The organism is Nostoc sp. C052 (genome assembly GCF_013393905.1).
Taxonomy (GTDB): Bacteria; Cyanobacteriota; Cyanobacteriia; order Cyanobacteriales; family Nostocaceae; genus Nostoc.
On sequence record NZ_CP040272.1, the window covers coordinates 6,273,331 to 6,294,129 of the forward strand.

Annotated in this window: 18 protein-coding genes; 10 read left to right on the forward strand and 8 right to left on the reverse strand. The window is 42.1% G+C overall.

Features of this window, described 5'->3' with window-relative positions; all coding sequences use genetic code 11:
- Positions 1-23 precede the first annotated feature (23 nt).
- Entirely contained in the window at positions 24-2,003 is a 1,980-nt protein-coding gene (locus FD723_RS43055; RefSeq protein WP_179067933.1) for an MASE1 domain-containing protein, read from the reverse strand.
- A 189-nt stretch (positions 2,004-2,192) separates the two neighbouring features.
- Between FD723_RS43055 and FD723_RS25930 the strand changes: the two genes are divergently transcribed.
- The gene (locus FD723_RS25930) at positions 2,193-2,789 is read left to right on the forward strand and encodes a Uma2 family endonuclease (RefSeq protein WP_179067934.1); all 597 of its coding nucleotides are present in this window, start codon (positions 2,193-2,195) and stop codon (positions 2,787-2,789) included.
- A gap of 100 nt (positions 2,790-2,889) precedes the next feature.
- On the opposite strand, the gene FD723_RS25935 is transcribed toward FD723_RS25930, so the two are convergent.
- Complete coding sequence (locus FD723_RS25935; protein WP_179067935.1) at positions 2,890-3,456, reverse strand: phycobiliprotein lyase; 567 nt, start codon at positions 3,454-3,456, stop codon at positions 2,890-2,892.
- A 75-nt stretch (positions 3,457-3,531) separates the two neighbouring features.
- On the reverse strand, positions 3,532-4,212 hold the full coding sequence (locus tag FD723_RS25940) for a HEAT repeat domain-containing protein (RefSeq protein ID WP_179067936.1): 681 nt from the start codon (positions 4,210-4,212) through the stop codon (positions 3,532-3,534).
- A 104-nt stretch (positions 4,213-4,316) separates the two neighbouring features.
- Between FD723_RS25940 and FD723_RS25945 the strand changes: the two genes are divergently transcribed.
- The 3 genes from FD723_RS25945 to FD723_RS25955 all read left to right on the forward strand — a co-directional run bounded on the left by FD723_RS25945 (position 4,317) and on the right by FD723_RS25955 (position 9,050).
- Positions 4,317-4,457 carry a hypothetical protein gene (locus FD723_RS25945; protein ID WP_179067937.1) on the forward strand — a complete coding sequence of 47 codons (141 nt, stop codon included), beginning with the start codon at positions 4,317-4,319 and terminating at the stop codon, positions 4,455-4,457.
- A gap of 326 nt (positions 4,458-4,783) precedes the next feature.
- Positions 4,784-5,317, forward strand: coding sequence for a translation initiation factor IF-3 (gene infC, locus FD723_RS25950; RefSeq protein WP_179067938.1), 534 nt, complete (start codon positions 4,784-4,786; stop codon positions 5,315-5,317).
- Positions 5,318-6,017: 700 nt separating this feature from the next.
- Positions 6,018-9,050: an MFS transporter gene (locus FD723_RS25955; protein ID WP_179067939.1), complete on the forward strand. Its 3,033-nt coding sequence runs from the start codon at positions 6,018-6,020 to the stop codon at positions 9,048-9,050.
- Positions 9,051-9,275: 225 nt separating this feature from the next.
- Here FD723_RS25955 and FD723_RS25960 read toward each other — a convergent pair whose 3' ends face one another.
- On the reverse strand, positions 9,276-10,445 hold the full coding sequence (locus tag FD723_RS25960) for a class A beta-lactamase-related serine hydrolase (protein ID WP_256874927.1): 1,170 nt from the start codon (positions 10,443-10,445) through the stop codon (positions 9,276-9,278).
- A gap of 393 nt (positions 10,446-10,838) precedes the next feature.
- On the opposite strand from FD723_RS25960, the gene FD723_RS25965 reads away from it, so the two are divergent.
- Positions 10,839-11,516, forward strand: a complete 678-nt coding sequence (locus FD723_RS25965; protein ID WP_179067941.1) for a TrkA family potassium uptake protein — start codon at positions 10,839-10,841, stop codon at positions 11,514-11,516.
- Positions 11,517-11,813: 297 nt separating this feature from the next.
- On the forward strand, positions 11,814-12,374 hold the full coding sequence (locus FD723_RS25970) for a DUF3124 domain-containing protein (protein WP_179067942.1): 561 nt from the start codon (positions 11,814-11,816) through the stop codon (positions 12,372-12,374).
- A gap of 111 nt (positions 12,375-12,485) precedes the next feature.
- On the opposite strand, the gene FD723_RS25975 is transcribed toward FD723_RS25970, so the two are convergent.
- Positions 12,486-14,039: a sodium:proton antiporter gene (locus tag FD723_RS25975; protein ID WP_179067943.1), complete on the reverse strand. Its 1,554-nt coding sequence runs from the start codon at positions 14,037-14,039 to the stop codon at positions 12,486-12,488.
- Between the two features lie 291 nt (positions 14,040-14,330).
- Here FD723_RS25975 and FD723_RS25980 point away from each other — a divergent pair, with 291 nt between their 5' ends.
- The 4 genes from FD723_RS25980 (at position 14,331) to FD723_RS25990 (ending at position 15,954) form a co-directional block, all read left to right on the forward strand.
- Positions 14,331-15,011: a glutathione S-transferase family protein gene (locus tag FD723_RS25980; protein WP_179067944.1), complete on the forward strand. Its 681-nt coding sequence runs from the start codon at positions 14,331-14,333 to the stop codon at positions 15,009-15,011.
- 77 nt (positions 15,012-15,088) lie between these two features.
- Positions 15,089-15,217 (forward strand): hypothetical protein, encoded by a 129-nt coding sequence (locus FD723_RS43060; RefSeq protein WP_256874928.1) that lies wholly within the window; start codon positions 15,089-15,091, stop codon positions 15,215-15,217.
- 47 nt (positions 15,218-15,264) lie between these two features.
- Positions 15,265-15,711, forward strand: a complete 447-nt coding sequence (locus tag FD723_RS25985) for a hypothetical protein (RefSeq protein ID WP_179067945.1) — start codon at positions 15,265-15,267, stop codon at positions 15,709-15,711.
- Positions 15,712-15,771: 60 nt separating this feature from the next.
- Positions 15,772-15,954: a hypothetical protein gene (locus FD723_RS25990; RefSeq protein ID WP_179067946.1), complete on the forward strand. Its 183-nt coding sequence runs from the start codon at positions 15,772-15,774 to the stop codon at positions 15,952-15,954.
- A gap of 507 nt (positions 15,955-16,461) precedes the next feature.
- Here FD723_RS25990 and FD723_RS25995 read toward each other — a convergent pair.
- The 3 genes from FD723_RS25995 to FD723_RS26005 are packed head-to-tail and all read right to left on the reverse strand — an operon-like array spanning position 16,462 to position 20,778.
- Positions 16,462-18,048, reverse strand: a complete 1,587-nt coding sequence (locus tag FD723_RS25995; protein ID WP_179067947.1) for a GMC oxidoreductase — start codon at positions 18,046-18,048, stop codon at positions 16,462-16,464.
- A gap of 5 nt (positions 18,049-18,053) precedes the next feature.
- A complete protein-coding gene (locus FD723_RS26000) occupies positions 18,054-19,334 on the reverse strand; it encodes a hypothetical protein (RefSeq protein ID WP_179067948.1) in 1,281 nt (426 codons plus the stop codon).
- 7 nt (positions 19,335-19,341) lie between these two features.
- A complete protein-coding gene (locus FD723_RS26005; protein ID WP_179067949.1) occupies positions 19,342-20,778 on the reverse strand; it encodes a cytochrome c in 1,437 nt (478 codons plus the stop codon).
- Positions 20,779-20,799: the final 21 nt, after the last annotated feature.

The window sequence follows — 20,799 nt, forward strand, 5'->3', positions numbered from 1 at the left end:
CAGCCGAAAAGTGACACATGCCTTTATGCAATCCTCTGAGCTTTTATCGGAATCTCAATCACAAATTTTGTACCTTTCCCCACTGTGGATTCACACCAAAGATTACCACTATGCTTCTGGGTAACAATTTGATAGCTCATAAACAAACCCAAGCCAGTACCTTTACCAACGGGCTTAGTGGTGAAGAAAGGATCAAATAATTTAGAGCGAATCTCTTTAGGAATGCCTATGCCGTTATCAGAAATTATAATCTTCACTTGGTTAGTATCGATTTGACGAGTCTGAATCCAGATGGTATTTGGGTTGGCTAAAATATCTGGGAACGAACGCCCTTGATTAGATTCTTCTAATCCATCAACAGCATTATTCAAAAGATTCATAAACACTTGATTAAGGGAGCTAGCATTACATTCAATCAGTGGTAACTGACCATATTCTTTAATTAGCTGGATCTGCGGACGATCGCTAGTCTCTTGCAATCGATGTTGCAAAATCACCAAGGTACTATCAATCCCTTCATGAATATCTACCGCTTTCACTTCTGCTTCATCCAAGCGCGAGAAGTTCCGCAGCGATAACACAATAGTACTGATCCGCTCAGTACCAATTTTCATAGAATCAAGAATGTTGGTCAGGTCTTCTTGCAAAAAGTCCAGTTCGAGTTGATCTAATTCTGTGTGCAGGACTTGAGGTAGATTGGGATAGTGCTGTTGGTAAAGTTGTAATGCTCTAAATAAGTCTTGAATATACTCAGAAAGATGAGCCAAGTTGCCATAAATGAAATTAACCGGGTTATTGATTTCATGGGCAACTCCTGCCACCATCTGTCCCAATGCAGACATTTTTTCACTCTGAATCATCTGCAATTGAGTCCGTTTGAGTGTTTGTAAGGCTTGCTTTAGAGTCGTATTTTTTTCATTCAATTCTTCAGTTCTTTCCTGGACTCGAACTTCCAGAGTTTCATTAGTTCTAGCTAATTCGGCAAAAGCTAAACGCAGCTTGGTTTCTGCTTGTGTTCGTTCTGCGATCGTTGCTGTCAGCACGAGAATGGTGAGTGTAATCACGCCAATAAACGATTGCAGCTGCATCAAAGATTGGTTGAGATCCTCACTTACAAAACCACCTTTGCCATTGACGGTTGCGATGATTGCGATCGCTGCCACAATAAAAGTTAACAGCGTTGCCCCTGGTTGTCCCAGTCGAAAGGCAGACCAGATCAACGTCGGAATCAACATATATTCCAGGTGATATCCTTTACCAAAAGCAACTTTGGTGATGAGAATGACCAACCCCATCAGGATAAGTGACTCTACAATTAACCAGAATCTTAAATGGCTTGATTTTGCTGGGGATTGTTGAAGATGAGGGAGATTTTCAGAATCCTCTGAGGATAACCATTGCCAGATTGGATATCGATTTTTTTGAATGAATTGCCCCCAACTAAGCAAAATTGGGGTGACGATAAAAATTCCCGAAACATTAGAAATCCACCAGGTTAACCAGACTGTCCCATAAGCTGGCCAAGGAACTTTACTACTTAACGCCAAGCAAGCCACTCCTACAGTTGCATTGATCGTCGGCCCCACCATACCGGTTAAGATCAAAAATTTGAATACGTCGGGAACACGTTCTAAGGGATGGTGAAGGTTGGTAGTTTTCCGCAGCAGGAAACTACCCAAGAGAGTCCCTAGAGTTGTGCCGATCGCAATTCCCAAAACTGGCAGCGTAGAAATCACCAAAGATAAGAAACTTGTAGGATCTCGGAATGCCCAGAAGTTGGCGAGAAATGAACCAAGCAAAACACCGTACCCGATCCAGCTACCAAACAACAGAACAGCCCCGGCAGCAATTCCATCCGGCGGCCAAACTGGAGTCACATTCTGAGGTGTAGAGGCAACATGCCGCGAAATTTCAGCCATTCCATAGTAGGCGATCGCCAAAACAACGCTGCCTCCAATTTGCCATAGCCGATAAGGGAATATAGAGGATTTTTGTTGAATCATCTGTTTAGTGGCTGCTTGATATCAACGTTGCTTATCTTTACATAGAGTGCCCTTTTCACTTAAGGTTGCAACAGCAAGCAGGCATAAAAGTGGTTTAAAAATAACTGGCTGTTAACCGTGGTGGAAAAGCTGTCCGCAGTCTCCTAGATTAGAGATAATGTTTCTATCATCACTAATTCTCTATCATCTATGACTCAAGCCATACCCAAGCTAGTAACCTTTGAGGAATTTGTCGATTGGCTACCCGAAAATCGACGAATACGCTACGAACTACATAAGGGAGAAATTGTTGAGATGGCGCAACCAGTAGGTGAACACGAGGAAGTTAAAGGATTTTTGACAATGAAACTTAGTGCTTCAATTGACCGATTAAACCTCCCTTACGTTATCCCCAACCAAGCTATTGTTAGACCTCCTGAAAAAGATTCTGGTTACTTTCCAGATGTGTTGGTGCTAAACCGTGCAAATCTAGAAAACGAAAAATTATGGAAAAAACAATCTACCGTTAGCTTGGGTGCATCCATACCTTTGGCAATTGAGGTTGTATCAACTAACTGGCGAGACGATTACTATTTAAAATATGCTGATTATGAAGAGATGGGTATTCTAGAATATTGGATTGTGGATTATGCAGCCTTGGGTGGGCGTAATTTTATCGGTAATCCCAAACAACCGACAATCTCTGTCTGTAATTTAGTTGATGGGGAATATCAGATCAGTAAATTTCGAGAAAGCGATAGCATTGTTTCTCAAACTTTCCCCGAATTGAATCTCACCCCAAACTAGATTTTTCAAGCTGGTTTAAATTCGTAATTCATAATTCCCGAATACTGATCGATCTCTAGTAAATTCCCCCCATTTCTGGAGGGAATATGTTGTCATCAAACTAACTAGATACTGAATTAGCCGTTTCCGAAGCCTTCTCGGCTGGTGGAAAGCCACCCATACGAATTTCAGAAGTGAAAGAAGTGATACTAAATCCACCAAAACTCTTGAGGACATTTACCCGCATTCGTAAATTAGGGCTAGCAAACCACAAGCGTTCCTCTGACGATATATTTTCATCTTCTGTACTTAGAATCAAAGCACCGTCGCTGTCAATTTTATAACGTCCGGCAACTGGAGTTTTATTGGCATCAACTATTTCTCGCAGTAACTTACCTTGGGTGGGATTATCCGCATCAGGTACGGAAACTAACACAGTTGAACCACTATGTTTTACTTGATCCTTTTCCGTTGTGCCATTCCAGGTAATTTTGGTAGCACAGGAAGCAGAACTGGGATTAATTTTATACTTTTGACACAGTTTGATCGCTTCTGGATGATCTAATGCCAGCGTCTCAATGATGATGTCTGACTTGCTATGTTCCGATTGGTTAAAAGCCAAATGTTGACTAGTACGATGAGAAAACCATTTACCAGCGCTTAACTGAAAAAACTCTTCAATATTCATGAATGAAATTACCCTGCATCAAAATGCTAAAATTCCCACTTAATTATTATTAAAAGGTAGCAGGAGGTTTTAATATTAAGCTTGATTGCCTATTTCCTCAAGCTTTTTGAGGCCAATTCTGGCTGCCTCAGCAACGTTGAAATGATTGTCTTTTTCTAGGTATTTTAAAGCTGAGACACTTTTGGAAGTAGGAAGATTGCCCAAAGCTTCTGCCAAACGCTGCCTGACTAACCAATCATCTGATTGGGCGAAACGCAGGATCTTATCTACAGACTCGATGTCTTTAATTTCTCCCAGTGCAGAGATTGCAGCTTGCTGCAACACTACTTCTTTACTATCTAATGCCTGAAGAAGAATTTGACGGGCACGAGGGTCTTTAATATTACCTAGAGAAACAGCCGCACTGAAGCGTACTAGCCAATCAGTATCTTCATAGAATGCCCGCGATAGCGCCTCAAAGGCTCTAGCATCACCTAAATATCCTAAAGCACCGGCAGCATCGGCACGCATACCATAATCTGGGTCATTTTCGAGAATTTTTACCAAAATTGAATAACATTCTGGTGTCGGCTTGATTCCAAGGGCAAATATTGCCATCGATCGCAGTTGCAAAGATTCGTCATCGAGTACCTTTTTAATCAAAGGAACTGCATCTTCAGGGGGAACATTACGCAGATTAGCAAGGGCTACCATGCGATCGCGTAAATTCGGACTTTCTAACTGAGTAGAAATTTCTTGTAAGCTTAGAGCTGCCATTTAGTTCAAAGCGTTTTCTTTACTTATCTTAATTTACCCGATCCGTTCATCAGGCTGTCGCCTAGTGAAGTAGGAGTTTAGCTACTTGACAAAATACCTCGATTATGAATGAATTGGGGACTGGGGATTCAGATCCAAACCAAATCTTAAAAAAATTTCTTCTCAGTACCCACTACTTGACACATATCACCCAAGCATTGGATAAAGCGATCGCACCTGACAAAATTACACCATGTCACAATTAGTTGAAACTGCCCGACAAAGACGTTAATCTCCCACAGCTAATTGTTACTGCGTAGGCGTAGCCCGTCGTAGACATCGCAAAAAATATTTCTAAATAATTGTAATAATATTTAACATAGTCTAGGTTGTGTAATTTAGATTAACTATCGCAAAGAAATTATCTCAGAGTGAGTAGAATGACAAATACAACGAGGCAAGTCTTTTACGGATTAGTTACCCTAGAACTGTAGACTACGTTTTCAGTCTTGAGTTACTTCTGTATTTTGCCTCTGAGGCATACGAATCTAGACCACACTAAATCCTTCATTAAGAGCTCCTACAAATCATAATGTCTGTGATTGAGAAGAAAAGAACTCGCGATCTGCCCCAAATTAATGAACGAATTCGCTTCCCAAAAATTCGGGTCATTGACACTGACGGTGCCCAGTTGGGAATTATGCCCCCACAGGAAGCAATACATCTAGCCGAAGAAAAAGAGCTAGATTTGGTGCTAATCAGCGATAAAGCTGACCCGCCGGTTTGTCGAATTATGGACTATGGCAAATACAAGTTTGAGCAGGAGAAAAAGGCACGGGAAGCCCGGAAAAAGCAACACACCGCTGATGTCAAAGAAGTTAAGATGCGCTACAAAATAGAAGAACACGACTACAACGTGCGTGTTAAACAAGCAGAGCGCTTTTTGAAAGATGGCGATAAAGTCAAAGCGACTGTGATGTTCCGGGGTCGAGAAATTCAACACAGCGACCTAGCAGAAGATTTGCTCAAGCGAATGGCAACTGATTTGGAGCCTTTTGGTGAACTTCAACAAGCGCCAAAAAAAGAAGGGCGAAACATGATGATGCTCATCTCGCCCAAAAAATAATTTTCTAACTGTTTAATAGACCAAGTTTGGAAATCCCCTGACTGTATAGCCAGGGGATTTTGTCATTTTTTGTTTGGGGAACTCCAAGAAATAAATTATCCAATATTGTGGGGTGGGCAACATGAGCGCCCAGTCCACAAGGCTCTTGTGTCGCCCACCCCACAAGAGTTAATTGAGGAATTCCCTAAGCTGAAACTCCTTTAAAACCTCGTTTCCAGCCTCCGGCTGGAAATGCAACTCAAAAGCGGCTCTGCCGCCAGTAAAGAGAGGCGGAGCCTCAAAGACAAGCATTCCCAGTCGGAGACTGGGAACGAGTTAACGAGTTAATTGTAGAGACGGCGATTTATCGCGTCTTTAGCGATTTAAAATTTTCATTAAAAAACCTTAACCGAACCGTATCGGGTTTTGTTCCTCAACCTAACCTACCCAGGAGTGCTTTTTTAGGAAAAACCTACGCAGTATGAAGGGAGCTAAAACAATTTAAATTTATCTCAAATCGATAGTCCTGAAGGCTGAGTGGGAAACATAATACTCAGTCGCTCAGGACTTTTGCTATTTCCAGGAGAGGGGGTAGAAATCAATTCAAAATGACGCTCGCGGACTCGCTAACGCTGCGCTAGCAAAATTCAAAGACTCCTGCCCCTTACGGTTGAGCTATTCTGCCTCCTGAAACGGTGATACTACCAGAAACTAAAACTGCATGGAACTGAAAAATTACTGGTTGGCTGCAAATAAAAGTGTTCTAACACGATTACTACAGTGGGTGAATCTCCGGCCAGAGGAGAGCGAACGAACTCAGCTAATGTTTCTTTTTTACACAACTGTATGTGTAGGACTGCGGTGGGCAGAGGACAGTACGGTGGCGCTGTTTTTGGATGAGTATGGGACTCATCTGCTGCCGTGGATGTATATTGCTAGTGCCGCAATGAGTGCTGGGCTGGTTTTTTTATACTCTTGTCTGCAAAAGATGTTTCCCTTACGTCGGGTGATTGTGGCGATCGCACCCTGTATGTTAGTGCCATTAGTTTTATTAATTGTATTACGTTGGGGGTCTCATTTTTCCTACCTGGCAGTTATTTCTGTATTTCTGCTGCGGCTGTGGGTAGATGCACTTTATGTAGTTAACGACCTCAACATCTCCATTGTCGCCAACCAACTATTTAACATTCGGGAGATTAAGCGCACTTATCCATTGGTGAGTAGTGGTCTGTTGGTCGCAGATGTAATTAGTGGCTTTAGTTTGCCTTGGCTAGTACAATACACTACCCTAAATAGGATTGTCCTCATCTCCTGTGTAGTAATTTTATTCGGATCGGGGATTTTATTCTATTTAACTCATCACTATCGAGCAGCTTTTCCTGAAACCCCACAAAGACTAATTCCTGAAGAACAAGCTTCACGTCAGCGTTTCATTAAAAGTCCACTGAAACGGTATGTCTGGCAGTTGTTTGCCTTTGTTGGTCTGTTGCAAGTCATTGGATTGTTAATAGACTTTCAGTATTTGCGTGAACTCCAATCCAATTTGGACGACCGAGAACTCGCCAGTTTTTTGGGTCTGTTTGGTGGGATGTTGGGACTGTGTGAGTTGTTGTTGCAATGGTTTATTTCCAGCCGACTCATCGAACGAATGGGGGTATTTTTCACTGCTACGCTTTTACCAATTACCGTTGGTTTTTCACTACCAGGTGTGCTGATATTGCTGCATTTAATTCCAGCTATCCAATCGCAAAGCTTTTTTTGGGGTTTGGTAATTGTTAAATTCTTTGATGAACTTCTGCGCTACACCTTTGTGATGAGTAGTGGTCCCATCCTGTACCAACCGATTCCAGAGGGAATACGCAGCCGGATGCAGACTTTATCTGGTGGAACCGCCGAAGCGATCGCCACAGGTTTGACAGGTGCGCTAATTTTTGCAACTCTATTATTTTGTGGACGCTTTGTACCCGTATCACTGCAAAAATGGGTGTTGGTAGCAGAAACAATGCTAATTGCGGGCACTTGTTTAACAGTAGTTTGGGAATTGCGATCGCGCTACGTTGAACTGTTAGTCTTGAGTGTGGCGCGGGGTCAGTTAAGTGCCACCAATATGGGCTTACGATTCTTCAAGCAGGGAGTAATCAAAGCTTTGGCAGAAAAAGGCAGTGAGGCTGATAAACGCTCTTGCATTGAACTTTTAGCCCAAATGGACTCCCTTGGATCTGCCGAAATTTTAGCACCTTTATTAGTCAAGTTAACCCCAGATTTGCAACGCCAAAGTTTGGAGGTGATGCTGATGGGAGGTGCAAATCCGGCTTATCTAGCCGACATTCGTCCTTTATTAGAACAAACCCAAGAAACTAGTCCCGAAGTTTTTGCCTTAGCGCTACGCTACGTTTGGCTGGCTGAACCAAATCCCAATTTAGGCCTCCTAGAAGAATACCTGAACCCCCGGCAAAACTCACTCATCCGCGCTACCGCCGCCGCTTTAGTTTTACGCCAGGGAACGGCTATGCAAAAGGTAGTTGCTACCCAAACCATGCGCCGGATGCTGACTCATAAGCAAGAACGCGAACGGATAAATGGAGTTAGAGCGCTGAGAGAAGCAGTTTATTTGCAGGCGTTGCGGATTCACATCCCGAATTTATTACAAGATGAGTCATTACGAGTGCGCTGTGCCGTTTTGGAAATGATTGCAGCAACTCATTTAGAAGAGTACTATTCGGCACTGATTGCAGCACTTTATTACAAATCAACCCGCAGTACAGCAATGTCAGCCTTAACGCGACTAGAAAATGAAGCTTTAGAAATGCTGTTGCGGTTAGCTACGAATATTTACAAACCAGAAGTAGTGCGGATGTATGCTTGGCGCACCATTGCTCAAGTCGGCACTCAAGAAGCTTTGGATACTTTATGGGAAAACTTGGAGATATCCTGGGGTACTACAAGGGATCATATTCTTCGCAGCTTACTAAAAATACACAAACAACCAGGAATTAAAGGTTTAGTAGATCGATTTTATGAAAGTCGGGTAGAGAATTTAATTAAGCAGGAATTAAAATTTTTAGGTGAAATTTACGCCGCATACATTGACTTCCAAGCAGTAGACCAAAAAGAAAATTATCAATCTGGTGAGAGGATTGTGATTGTCTCTGAGTTACTGCAACGCGCCCTTTTAGAATTGGAATTGGATGTTAAAGAGCGGGTGCTACTGTTATTGAGACTGCTTTACTCGCCAGAAAAGATGCAGGCAGCATCCTTCAATCTGCGATCGCCCTCAGTGGTAAACTTAGCGCGGGGCTTAGAAATCTTAGAGCATACGGTAACTTTGTCTTCAAAGTCTTTATTGCTGAATATTTTAGATAACCGACCCCAGTCAGAAAAATTGCAACATCTGATCGAAGCCAAGGTTGTCGAATATGAGAATATGGTAGTTAGCGATCGCCTCCACAGATTGCTGATGTTGGGTAATTTCCTGTCTGACTGGTGTCTAGCTTGCTGTTTTCATTATGCTCAAGTTACCCGCATCCGATTGACCAGTTCTGAGATTTTAGTCAGTTTACGTCATCCAACCGGCTTTGTTAGAGAAGCTGCGATCGCATACTTAAATATGGTTTCACATCGCGTTCTCTTGCAAATCCTCCCCCAGTTACAGAAAGATACACATCCTTTGGTAGCCACTCAAGTTAAAGAGTTGCTCGAAAAATACCAATTCAAAAATTACAATTTTAAAGGACTGGACAATCAGAGAAACTAAGAATTTAGAATTCAGAATTCAGAATTCAGAATAGTTAAAGAATCAGGATAACAGTCATTGAGCATAGAGCATTGGTAAGTCTAAACAAATAATAAATGATCAATGACCAATAGACATCTCCAGAAATTAAATAGGCGTTACCCAGAAACCTTGTAGAGACGTAGCACTGCTACGTCTCTACATTCTTTTTCGGAGATGTATAATGACCAATGACAAATGACTCATTCATTTATTAGTTGCAAGTTTAGCAAGTACCCCACTGTACAATGCTATAAATTTTGATTCTTCTAGAGAGGAATCGCTGTTATTCCAAGTAGCAACCACACAGTAATTTTTGCCATTCTTCCCTTGCAACCAAGTTGTCATATTAAGAACACCAGGCTCAGAGCCACCTTTAAATGCTACTCTTTGCCAATTTTTAGAATTGGCTATACCAGGATTAATGGTCATGAGAGGTAAATCAGCAACCTGTTCCATTAATCCACAAAGTTCCTCAGCGGTAAAAAACCATTCGACATCAAGAGCAACTGGATTAGCTCTGCCAAATTCATTTACATCAGGAAGCGGCTTTTGAGAGAGTTCTTTCAGGATTATACGACGTTGGGCTTCGTTGCTTGTGCGATAACGCTTGAGAAAGTTTTCATTTCGAGAACTTTTCAAAGTAAACAATTCACGGGTAGTTAAGAAAGGACGATTACGGGGTGACACTAACTCAATAGATTGTCGTCCTAGCAGATTAATTAATATATCTGTTGCCGTATTGTCACTCAAAGAAATCATTAAAGCTGCAAGAGTTTGGATTGTCAGAGATGTCTCATCTGGCCATGTTTGTAAAATTCCAGATGGTAAACTTTTCCAACTAGATTGCAGTTTTACTACATCTTTCCAGGTTCGCTTACCAGAGGCAATTTCTGATTTTAGTGCCTTGAGTACTGATAGTTTAAAGGCTGAACCAACTGCCAGAGGTGTTTTGGTATTTAATGCAGCTTTTATTGTTTTGTCTTCTTGAACTAGAAAACTGACTTTACCAGGTAATGCTTGAAATTTAGTAATTACTTCTTCTAAACTCCCAAATTGGGCTTGCGGTGATTCAAACAGCAATCCTGAAATTTGTCCTTTGTTATTTAGAACTATTTTAGTTGGTACTGAAGCTTGACTAAAAACAACTAAATAATCTTGTGCATTATTTTGCACACCTTGATAGGTTCCCAGTTTCTTTTTTAACTCGTCAATAATTTGCCGCGACTGTACTATGGGAAATTGAGCTAAAAATTCCGACGCAAACCATTCACTCTGTATTTCTTTGCTAGTAAATAATCTTTCTAAAGCTGCTTTGGGAGAGATTGATGCCGTTTGGGTTGTCACCTGAGCCAAAGGTAGTATTTGAGGTTTCATCTCTGCTAATACCATCTGAGAAAACACGAGATTCGTTGTTAGTAAACTAGTCGATATAAAACTGATGTAATATTGATGCATGATAAATTTTTACCCTCCTGATAATAGAATAAATTTTATTTCTTTAAGGTTATAAGTTCACATAATTAAAAATATAGATTAACAAAAATTCACGTTGGATAAGAACGTTAAATTATTTGTGAGAAACAAAATTCCCAACTCATCAAAGAAGTCGGGGAACTGTGGCTTTCAATGCTCATAAATCAAATACGCTTGGTATATCTGTTGTGCCAACTTCACAGACAACACAGTTTTACTAATTCCTTTCTCACAAGCTATGGCTTCATTCCTTGTTAGCCTAGAGAGTGAAGTGAAGGAGTATTAAAAATATTCATGTACGTATTAATTGGTGGAGCAGGCTTAGTGGGCTTAAGTTTGGCGCAAAAGCTGGTAGAACTAGGACATACTGTTGCTGTAATTGATATTGATCCTATCGCTTGCCGTTACGCCCGTGAACAAGTGGGAGCAATGGCTTTTGAAGGCAGTGCTGTGAGTACAGAAGTATTGTTAGAAGCTGGGATTCGCAAAGCTGGTTCCTTGGCGGCGGTTCTGAGAAGTGATGCCTTAAACTTGGCAATGGTAACTCTTGCTAAACACTACGGTGTAACCCATATTTTAAGCCGGATGCGCCACCCCGATTTTGCCGAACCGTTGCGGATAGCTGGAGCTAACCACGTTATCAGTACTGTTGAACTATCAGTCTCAACAATGGTGAATGCCATTGAGTATCCGCAAGTGGAATCAATGATGCATTTTGAGCAGGGACAGATTGAGGTTCTGAAGCTTTCCATCCCCAACAATTGCTATGTTGCTGGCCGTAGCGTTGCAGAAATTGCTCAGGATTCACAATTTCCTAGTGGTTCGTTAATTATAGGCTATCAATCCCATCCCCACGAAGACTTGATAATTCCTAACGGTAGTACAATACTGGAACCTCATTCAACTGTGCTGATTGTGACTAAACCAAAATGTTTACATCAAGTTATTGATTTTATTGAACAAAGATGTTGAGCGTAGTTCCTACCTAAACTGTTTATAAGAAGAATTCAGAACTCAGGAGTCAGAATTCAGTATGAATTCTGTACGAGTGGGTGATAGCGCCGGCGGCAAGCGAGTATTTTTGAGTCGCGTCTGAATATTGGTTAAAAGCGATTGGAATGGTGGGCGAACAAAATTAAAATATTCTCACCTTAAAACTTTATCTCTTTATGGGTAGAGTATTCTGTATTCTGAATTCTGTATTCTGAATTCTGACTCCTGTTTATTAGGTAGGGTTAGCTACACATATAAAAAAATTGGTGAGTTTTGATGAAGCCGTATCGATATATTTATTTAGCGATCGCTATTATTCTCGCATCTTGTGAATCCACAAATATTCCACCCAAGTCACAACCTAGTGCTATTCAAGCAACCCCGGTACAAAAAGCAGTGACGCTGGATAAGAATTTTAAGATAGCTAGCGGTCAAACTCTTTACGTCCCGGTTTATTCTCATATCTATCATCACAATCGCCAGGAGATTTTTGAGTTAGCTGTTACGCTCAGTATTCGGAATACAGATTTGACCAATCCAATTATTATTACTTCTGTGCGCTACTACAACTCAGAAGGGAAATTAGTGAAGCAGTATTTAGAGCGCCCCATTCAACTTGATGCCCTGGCTTCTACAGATTTTTTTATCAATAGAAATGATACCAGTGGAGGTTTAGGCGCAAACTTTATTGTCGAATGGGTAGCCCAAACAGAAATATCCGAACCCATAGTAGAGGCAGTCATGATTGGTACTGACTTTCAACAAGGGATTTCTTTTATCAGTCCTGGTAGGGTAATTAAAAGCCAAAAGAACGACCAGCGATCGCCTTTAAAATAATTCGTAATTAAGTTTCCTCATTCCTAGTCTCCACGAAACACTAATTATTGTAGAGACGGCGATTCATCGCGTCTCTTGTCAACCTCACAAAGCTCAAACCATGCCCAATCCCTAATCGTCTTCTAATTTCAACAATTGTTCATCAAGAGCTTGTATCCGTCCACGCACAATTTCTTCCGAGAGAATTCGCTTCCGCATTGCCTCATTGAGCGCTCCTTTTTCTGCCAACAGTAAACGTCGGCGAATCGCTTCAAGTTTACTGCTCTTGCCACTTCTACCTTCCACCTCATCAGGACGACGATTATATAGTTCCCGCAGTGTCTTTTCTGCACCGGCAATTCGCACCTGATAAGCTGAACGCATCTCCTCATAAACGGCTTTTGGTAACACTCCTGATTTCAACAGACTATCTAATTCATCTTGTGCTGCCTTACCCGTCATCAACTGGGCTTGTAATTCTTCAACTTGCTGTTGAACTTCGGAAAATTTAGATAATTTTAAGCGTTTTACCACCCAAGGTAAACTTAAACCCTGTCCCACTAAGGACACCAGCACACAGCCGAAGACTATAGCTATTAAAACTTCTCGTCCTGGCAATGTGGCAGGTAAGCTCAACGCCAGAGCCATTGAGAGCGAACCTTTAATGTTGCCTAAAAATAGTAAATGTTGCCAGCGTAGCGGAATTGGGCGGTCAATCCAACGAATCCCTGCTAGCAACGGATAGACTGTAAGAACTCGCCCGACTTGATAAGCCAAAACTGCAAGTAGAATTGCAGGTAAAGTTCTCCAGAGCGTTACCAAGTTTATTTCTACACCAATCAACAGAAAAATAAAGGTGTTGACAGTAAAACTGGCATATTCCCAGAAACTCAACAAGGTAATGCGACTAGAAGCAGAAGTATTGCGAGAAAGTCCTAAATTCCCGAAAATTAATCCAGCGACAACTACAGCCACGGGGCCTGATACACCAAGAAATTGCCCAGCCTGAAAAGTCCCTAATGCAACTGCAACTGTTAGTAAAAGACTACTAAGAGCATCATCTAAACGAGCGAATACAGGTATACTCAAGTAGCCTAAAACTAACCCAACAACACAGCCTCCTAGAGAGATAAATAGCAGTTGTTGGATTCCCTCTAGAAATGTGAGCGAGCCTGTTGAATATACTTGCACAATCAGGTTGAAGGAAACTAGGGCAGCGGCATCGTTAAATAAAGTTTCTCCTTCAACGATGGTAGAAAGGCGGGATGGTACTGGTATATCCTTAAAGACAGCAATCATGGAAACTGTATCAGTGTTTGCCAGAATTACTCCGACAAATAACGCAGGTATCCAATCCAGCCCCAGCCCAAATTTTAACAGGGCGGCAATAATACCACTGGAAAGCACAGCCCCAGGCCCAGCTAGTAGGGCAATTGGTTTAAAGGTACTGCGTAGGCGGCTGACATCTGTATTAATACCAGCTTCAAAGATGAGAATTGGCAGGAAAAGATCCAAAACAAGGGTTGGACTTAAACCAACTCGACGAGATAATAGCTCAGTAATTGGCAAACCGGCTAATACTAAACCCGTAACATAAGGGATTCCCAGCCGTCGAGACAGCAGAGCGACACCTGTAGCAACAAGTAAGAGAATAATTGAAACTTTGACTAATTCTGTAACATCCACTATTACGTTTTGGAAAATTAATTTGACTTGACTGATAGATTCTCCCCCCATTCATGCCAAATTAGCAACTTGAGGATGTGGATTCGGGACTGAATGGGTCAATACCAGCAGTTAATCCAGAGTAAAAGCGATCGCTACTGCTAATATAAAAATTTGTAGATAACTCTAGACAATCTTTCCTCTAACCCTCAGTATTAACATCAAACAGCGATCGCCTTAATTTTTTTAAGACTTCCCAATCCCAGTTCCCAATCCTCAATCTATCGACATTCAAAAATATCGGTGAGCGCGATGCCAAAAATCATCCTACATCAATGGGAAGTTTCTCCCTTTTGTAACAAGGTTCGTAAGATTCTTAAGCACAAGCATCTCGCCTATTCTGTTGTCAACTATAACGGTCTGCTGGCTGTGGGAGCTTCCCGATTGTCATCTGTGGGCAAGCTTCCCGTGATTGAATACGATGGTGAGAAGATTCAAGACAGCTCGGAAATTGCAGAATTTTTAGAAGCCCAACATCCAGAACATCCACTTTACCCCGCAGATAGTAAAGATTTAGCACAAGCCTATTTGTGGGAAGACTGGGCAGATGAATCGTTGTACTGGTTTGAAGTATATTTTCGCTTCCGCTATCCAGATGCTCTCCAGCTAGCGACTAGCTTATTATGTAAAGGACGATCAAAGTTTGAGCAAGTAATTTTTGCTCCTCTGGCTCGCTACACCTATGAAAAGCAATTGAATGCTCAAGGAATTGGTCGCATCGACAAGAACCGCGTTGAAAAAAAGTTTTTCAACCATCTCGGCAACCTTGATACTATCCTCAGTCAGCAAGATTGGTTAGTGGGAAGCCATCAGAGCATAGCGGATTTAGCTGTCGCTGCCCAAATAGATGAGATACTTCGCACTAGTCCGCTTAAGGAGCGGATTTTGTCATATTCTCATGTTAAAGATTGGTTTGAACGCATCCAATCGTAATTTTGCGGGTTGTTTTTCCAGACTCAATAAGGTTTGGTTGAGGTTTTTTGATGAAAATTGTAGAGCGAAAAGATCCGATGAATTATTGTAGAGACGGTGATTCATCGCGTCTCTTGTCTGAACCGGAGTGGATTGGGCTATTAGCTTTGCAATTGATTGCCAGGCGGGATATGGGTTTAATGATGTATGATATATTTCCGAAATAGACAGAACTATATTTGTATATTCTAGTGCAATCAACTATTTCATTATTATGGAACCTGTAACATTAACCGCAGTTGCAACAGCGATCGCTACTATAGTTTTAACCAAAGCTCTAGAAAAAACTGGCGAAAACCTTGGGCAAGCTGCATTAGACAAAAGTCGTGAGTTAATCGAACAGCTACATCATAAGAATAAGTTACCCTTGCTAGTGGATGGAACACAGCAGCCGTTAGATTATGGCAAAGCAGTGCTGGAGTTGAAAGCAGCAGCAGACGCAGATACCGAAATTGCTCAATCTGTGCGGGAAGTGGAAGCAGCAGCCAACAACGATCAGTCTGAGAGTGCTGAGGAAATTCAAAAATTAGCAAAACAAATTGAGTCCCAACCATCAGTTGTCAACAACTTTGCTAAGTCAGCAGATCAAATCAAAGTAGAGAAAGGCTCAATGGTTGCTCAACAACTCATAATTGAGCAACAACACAACACTTACAACTGACTACAGTCGCCTGTTAAGGAACAGGTAAAGTCAAATCCCTCTACTGAAACACCGCAAAATTTGCCCCTGAGTGGGGTGGTAGAGTTTGTTGGACGTGAAGCGGAATTGCAAAACCTGCATGAGATGTTGCAGGAAAATAATCAGGTGGTAATTGCGGCGATCGCCTCCCCCCAAATCCAGAATAAGCTAGTTTTGTGCAAAGCGTACCGTAATAAAACGGAAAAGAGCGATCGCCTGAACTAAAATTCATATTGAACTAAGTAAAAATATCTGATTACTTACTCAAAATGCCATTTGACTTACTCAAAATAAGCTTTTGCTTACTCAAACCCCAGTTTGCTTACTCATTTTGGTGTTTTCCGCAAGTAAAATAAGCTTTTGCTTACTCAAACTCCAGTTTGCTTACTCATTTTGGTGTTTTCCGCAAGTAAAATAAGCTTTTACTTTCTCAAACTCCAGTTTGCTTACTCATTTTGGTGTTTTCCGCAAGTAAAATAAGCTTTTACTTTCTCAAACCCCAGTTTGCATACTCATTTAAGTAATTCACACATTCATTTTGGTATATCATTGAGCCGAAAGCTGGCGATCGCTCTAGAAAAGAAGTATAAGTTGGTTGTCAAGCTTTAGGCGTAGCCCATTGTAGACATCCCTGTATAAAAGAAGTGTAAATCTACAAGCGATGTCTAAGGGCGGGCTACGCCTACTCTATTATGTGGTTGTGTAATGATATAAAGCGATCGCCCCAGTGTATCAGTTGCTCACCATCAAGTGAGCCACCCGTTCTGCTAAAGCAGCAATAGTCATGGAAGGATTGCGTCCAACAGCTTCAGGTAAAATTGCCCCATCAGCGACATAAAGATTTTTGTAGCCGAAAACTTCTCCTTTATGATCGACCACACCATCTTCAGCAGTTGTCCCCATTTTGCATCCTCCAAGGGGATGCACTGTTAACAAACTGCGGAGAACTGACCAGTAAAAGGGAATATAAAGCTTACCGCCATTGGCTTGGGAAAGTTGCTTTTGCAGATTCAAGATGGCATCAATTGCAGACTTTGAGCGCTGGATATTCCAATCAAGTTTTAAGTCTGTTTCCCAAGGTTTGAGCCAGTTACGACCGAGAGAAAGTTGCCCATCAGCAGCATCAACACCCGCACCTAGCCAAACCATAACGTTGCTTAAGGGATTCTTTTCATCCAAACCACGCTGCAAATGGTTGCGTAAAGCTAAAGCAAATAGGCTAAATTTACCAGAATTCAGTTTGCTGCTAATGGCATTCAGCAACATATTCGGAAAGCCATCATCTTCAATAATAAAACTCTCTCCCTCAAAGCTACCATCAGTAAAGTCCATACCTGCGGTAATCGTTGGGCCAATGGACTGCCTAACCTCAACATCTTTGCTGTAGAAATCGGGAGTAAGAACGTTGGCGTTAGCGCTCCAATTCTTACCGAGTTGCTGACTAACTTTAGGTAAAGTACGGTACTTATCGCGGCTATTTAATAGCAACTCACTAGAACCGAGGGAACCTGCGGCGATGACAACTATTTTGCCCCTCTCTTCACCACGAATTAGTTGCCCATTTTCGATGCGGTCAAAAATAACGCGATAACCACCTTCTTCTGGTTGAATATAGCGTACCAAGTGGAGCGATCGCACCTCCGCCCCTTTGTTTTCTCCAGCCGGGATATAGTTCAAATCGAGAGTATTTTTGGCGTGGACATCACACCCCAAATCACAATTACCCAAATGAATACAAGTGCCTTGTTTTTGCCCTTGGGCATTGACAAATTGCCGGGAGTGCTTTTCATTCAAGGGGTCTTCCAGTTGGTAATTCCAGTCTGGATCGAAGGAGATTGCCAGAGGCATACTTTGAAAGCGATCGCCATATCCAACTTTTTGCGCCGCTTGTTCCATCAATTTTGCCCGTTGGGTATGCTGCCCTGGAGGTATGGGATGGACACCCATCATTTTCCGCACGCGATCGTAATAAGGCTGTAATTCACTGTAAGTAATTTCCGGTGGCCAACCTTGCTCAAATCGCGTTGGATTTGCTTCTAAAACCACGCTGGAATAGCACAGAGAACCGCCACCAACTCCGGCCCCCTGAGCAACAGCCATCCCCTTAAAAAAGCGTAAATCGAGCCAGCCATTATGTTTTTGCGGCTGGGTGTGTTCATAAATCCAGGCATCTTTGGCTTGACGTGGGTATTGGTCTTTCGTCCAACGCCGACCGCGTTCTAATACCAAAACCCGCGCTCCTGATTCAGCCAAACGGCAGGTAACTACTGACCCACCAAAGCCGCTACCGATTACGATGACATCAAATTGCTGGCTCATAAGATTTACTTAATCACAACGGGGTCTGCTGGACGGGCAAGGTTATCTCTTTCTGGTACTGGAATGTCGCGGGGAATCCAAAAGTGTATCCGTTTATCGCAACCTTCACAGATGGAATAATCATTAAATTCAATTACACCCAACTTCGTCCACTCTTTTTCATTGAAGTTTTTGACGTTGATGGTATAAACCAATTTGTGGTCAGGATACTTTTCTAACCGCAATTCATCGCGGAAGTCTTCTGCATCTATCTTGGTTGTGCCTTCTGCGACCCGAAGCATAAATTGGTCTGGGGTGACAATTTTGCTTCCTGGTTCTACGCCAAGGGTTGAAATCGGGAATAGCTGACGAAAACCTGGTCTTTTATCCATCAGCCGGAAAATGATCCGGTTAACTAAGTTAGCGCCAAGATCCAAACCGACAGAAGGAAAATTAGTTAACTCGGTATCAGTAATATGCTTTGTCTTAATACCTGTTAGATAATCGACAGTCACAAAATTACCTGGTTTTACCTTCTCATCAGGGTTGAGGGTAGGATAAACCTTACCTGCAATCCCAAAGGCCCGGCGATCGCCCCGCTTGATGTTAGCACCAGCAACCGAAAGGCGAGCAAACACTAAACCTGCTGAACCCTTAGCAAAGTAGCCTGTATAAGGAGAACTCTCAGTAATTCGCCAAATGCCTGAGCAACAAACACCATTAGCGTGAATTAACTTGTCGTAATAAGGGCGGATATCCCGTTTATCGAACATATTCCGCGCCGAATCATTGATAAACTGTAAAAATTTTGTTATTCCCAGACCCTCATGATATGGCAGTGGTTCACCGTAGGGCCCACTAAAACCAACTTCTTTGACTTCGTTGTGGGTAGACCCGTCATACTCGAAAACATCTTTATCCGGGGTGGAAGCTTGAGGTTTGTTGAGCATAGTTAGTATCAACAATGGGATTTGGAATAAGCACAAAACTGAGTCAATAATCCCGAAGGCAGGATAAATATTGGGGTAAAGAAAGAAAAAGAAGATTACTCCAGGCGGACGGGAAAGGGTCGCTAATACAGCGTTGGGAGTGTAGCGGTAGGGGTCATTTGCTCCAGGAATGTAGAACAGCGACAGCAAAACCACTAACAAACCTGCAAAAGAAGTCCATACTGGGTCTTGGCTAGGTCTTTGGTGAAGTAATTCCAGCAACCAATTCGGTGCAAAAATCGCCGGTAAGCCAATCGCCCAATCTTGGATAACGCCTAGCCAGACGATGCGGCGAAACCAAACAGCATATTTGTTCATAGCTTAGTTACAAAGTTTTGAGATATTCGATTAATGCTTGTTTCTCTTTGGCAGGTAAATCAGTGCCATATAGATGTCCTTGGTTACTATTACCAGGAACGCTAATGTCGTATTTAAAACCTACACGTTCCGCTTCTTCTCCTTCGGAAATAAAGCCAACTTTCTTCTGGTCGTAGACATCAAATCCTCGGTAAAAAGATTGGGGACGATTCTCTGGTTTTTCTAACAAATCTTGTAGAGATGGCACTGAACCATTATGGAGATAAGGCGCTCTTAACCAAAGACCATCCAGGGAGACAGATACATAACCATCAGTCTTCCGCAACTCGTTGAAGTCCCAAGGATAACCATCACCAAATTTGTTGTAAGTATCTGCTCCTTGCTGCGTCCACATATCTAGACGGTGGCGGTCAGTTCCCACTTCTGCAACAGGAATTACCTTACCAGTCCTTTCGCCACCAAAGGCGTGACAAGATGCACAAGTACTGTTAAAAATCTCTTTTCCTTGTGTAGCTAATTGCTGATCAACTGCAAAGGGATACTTGGGAGGTGGTAATTCTGAAATATAATCTTCCACCCGTTGCAGATCCTTGACTGGTAGAGACTCTTTAGTTGCACCGTCACCAATAGCGCCAGTTTGTACCGTTTCTCGCAACGAAGTTTCTAAACCATCCCAATGCAGAGCAAAGTTTTGGTGTTGCTTTTGATTCCACAAAGGCATCATATCTGAGTTACCAATGGTGTCATCTTTAGGCAACCTTAAGGTAGTGAACTTCACAGGGTTAAAGGGGTCAATCCTACCCGGCCCCCAATTGGGACGAGAATCAGTCCAAGCAAAGTCTGCTTTTTGTTGCAGCAATCCTTTCTTAGTTTGGGGAATAATTACAAAGCGATAAAGCAGATTTTCCCACCAAGAAAACTCATGACTATATTTAATTTCATCCAGAATATAGTCAGGTTCAAATCTGGGGTCACTAGCAGCGTTACCAAGAAAGCGGATATAGGCTTGAGAATCAAATCTATTCGCCGGGCCAGCTGCAATAATTGTTGGCTTATCTTTGAGGTTTTCTCGATAAGTAGCATGATGACAAACAGCGCAAGTTATCCCAACTCTTGGAAACCCAATGGTTTTTTTTGCAAAACCGACTGGTAACTCTTTACCTTCTTCCCATGTAATTCCCAAAGAAGTATAACCGCCTGGGCCTGGTAGCTTATCGGGAAAGATCCGCGGCAATACTAACCAAATCCAATACGGTACACCTTGCGCCTGTTCTGTACCAATAGAACCATATTTAAAATGATCCTCTGGTGACTCATAAACTTCACTAGGGGCTTCGCGGAAAAGACTGTACCATCCTGCGTAACCCACAACCCCAAAAAGAAGGACAATAACTACAGCAATTGAGGTGATTATTTTCCCTAATTTTGACTTAAGTATTGCCATAAACTTAGGTTTCTCCTTGCT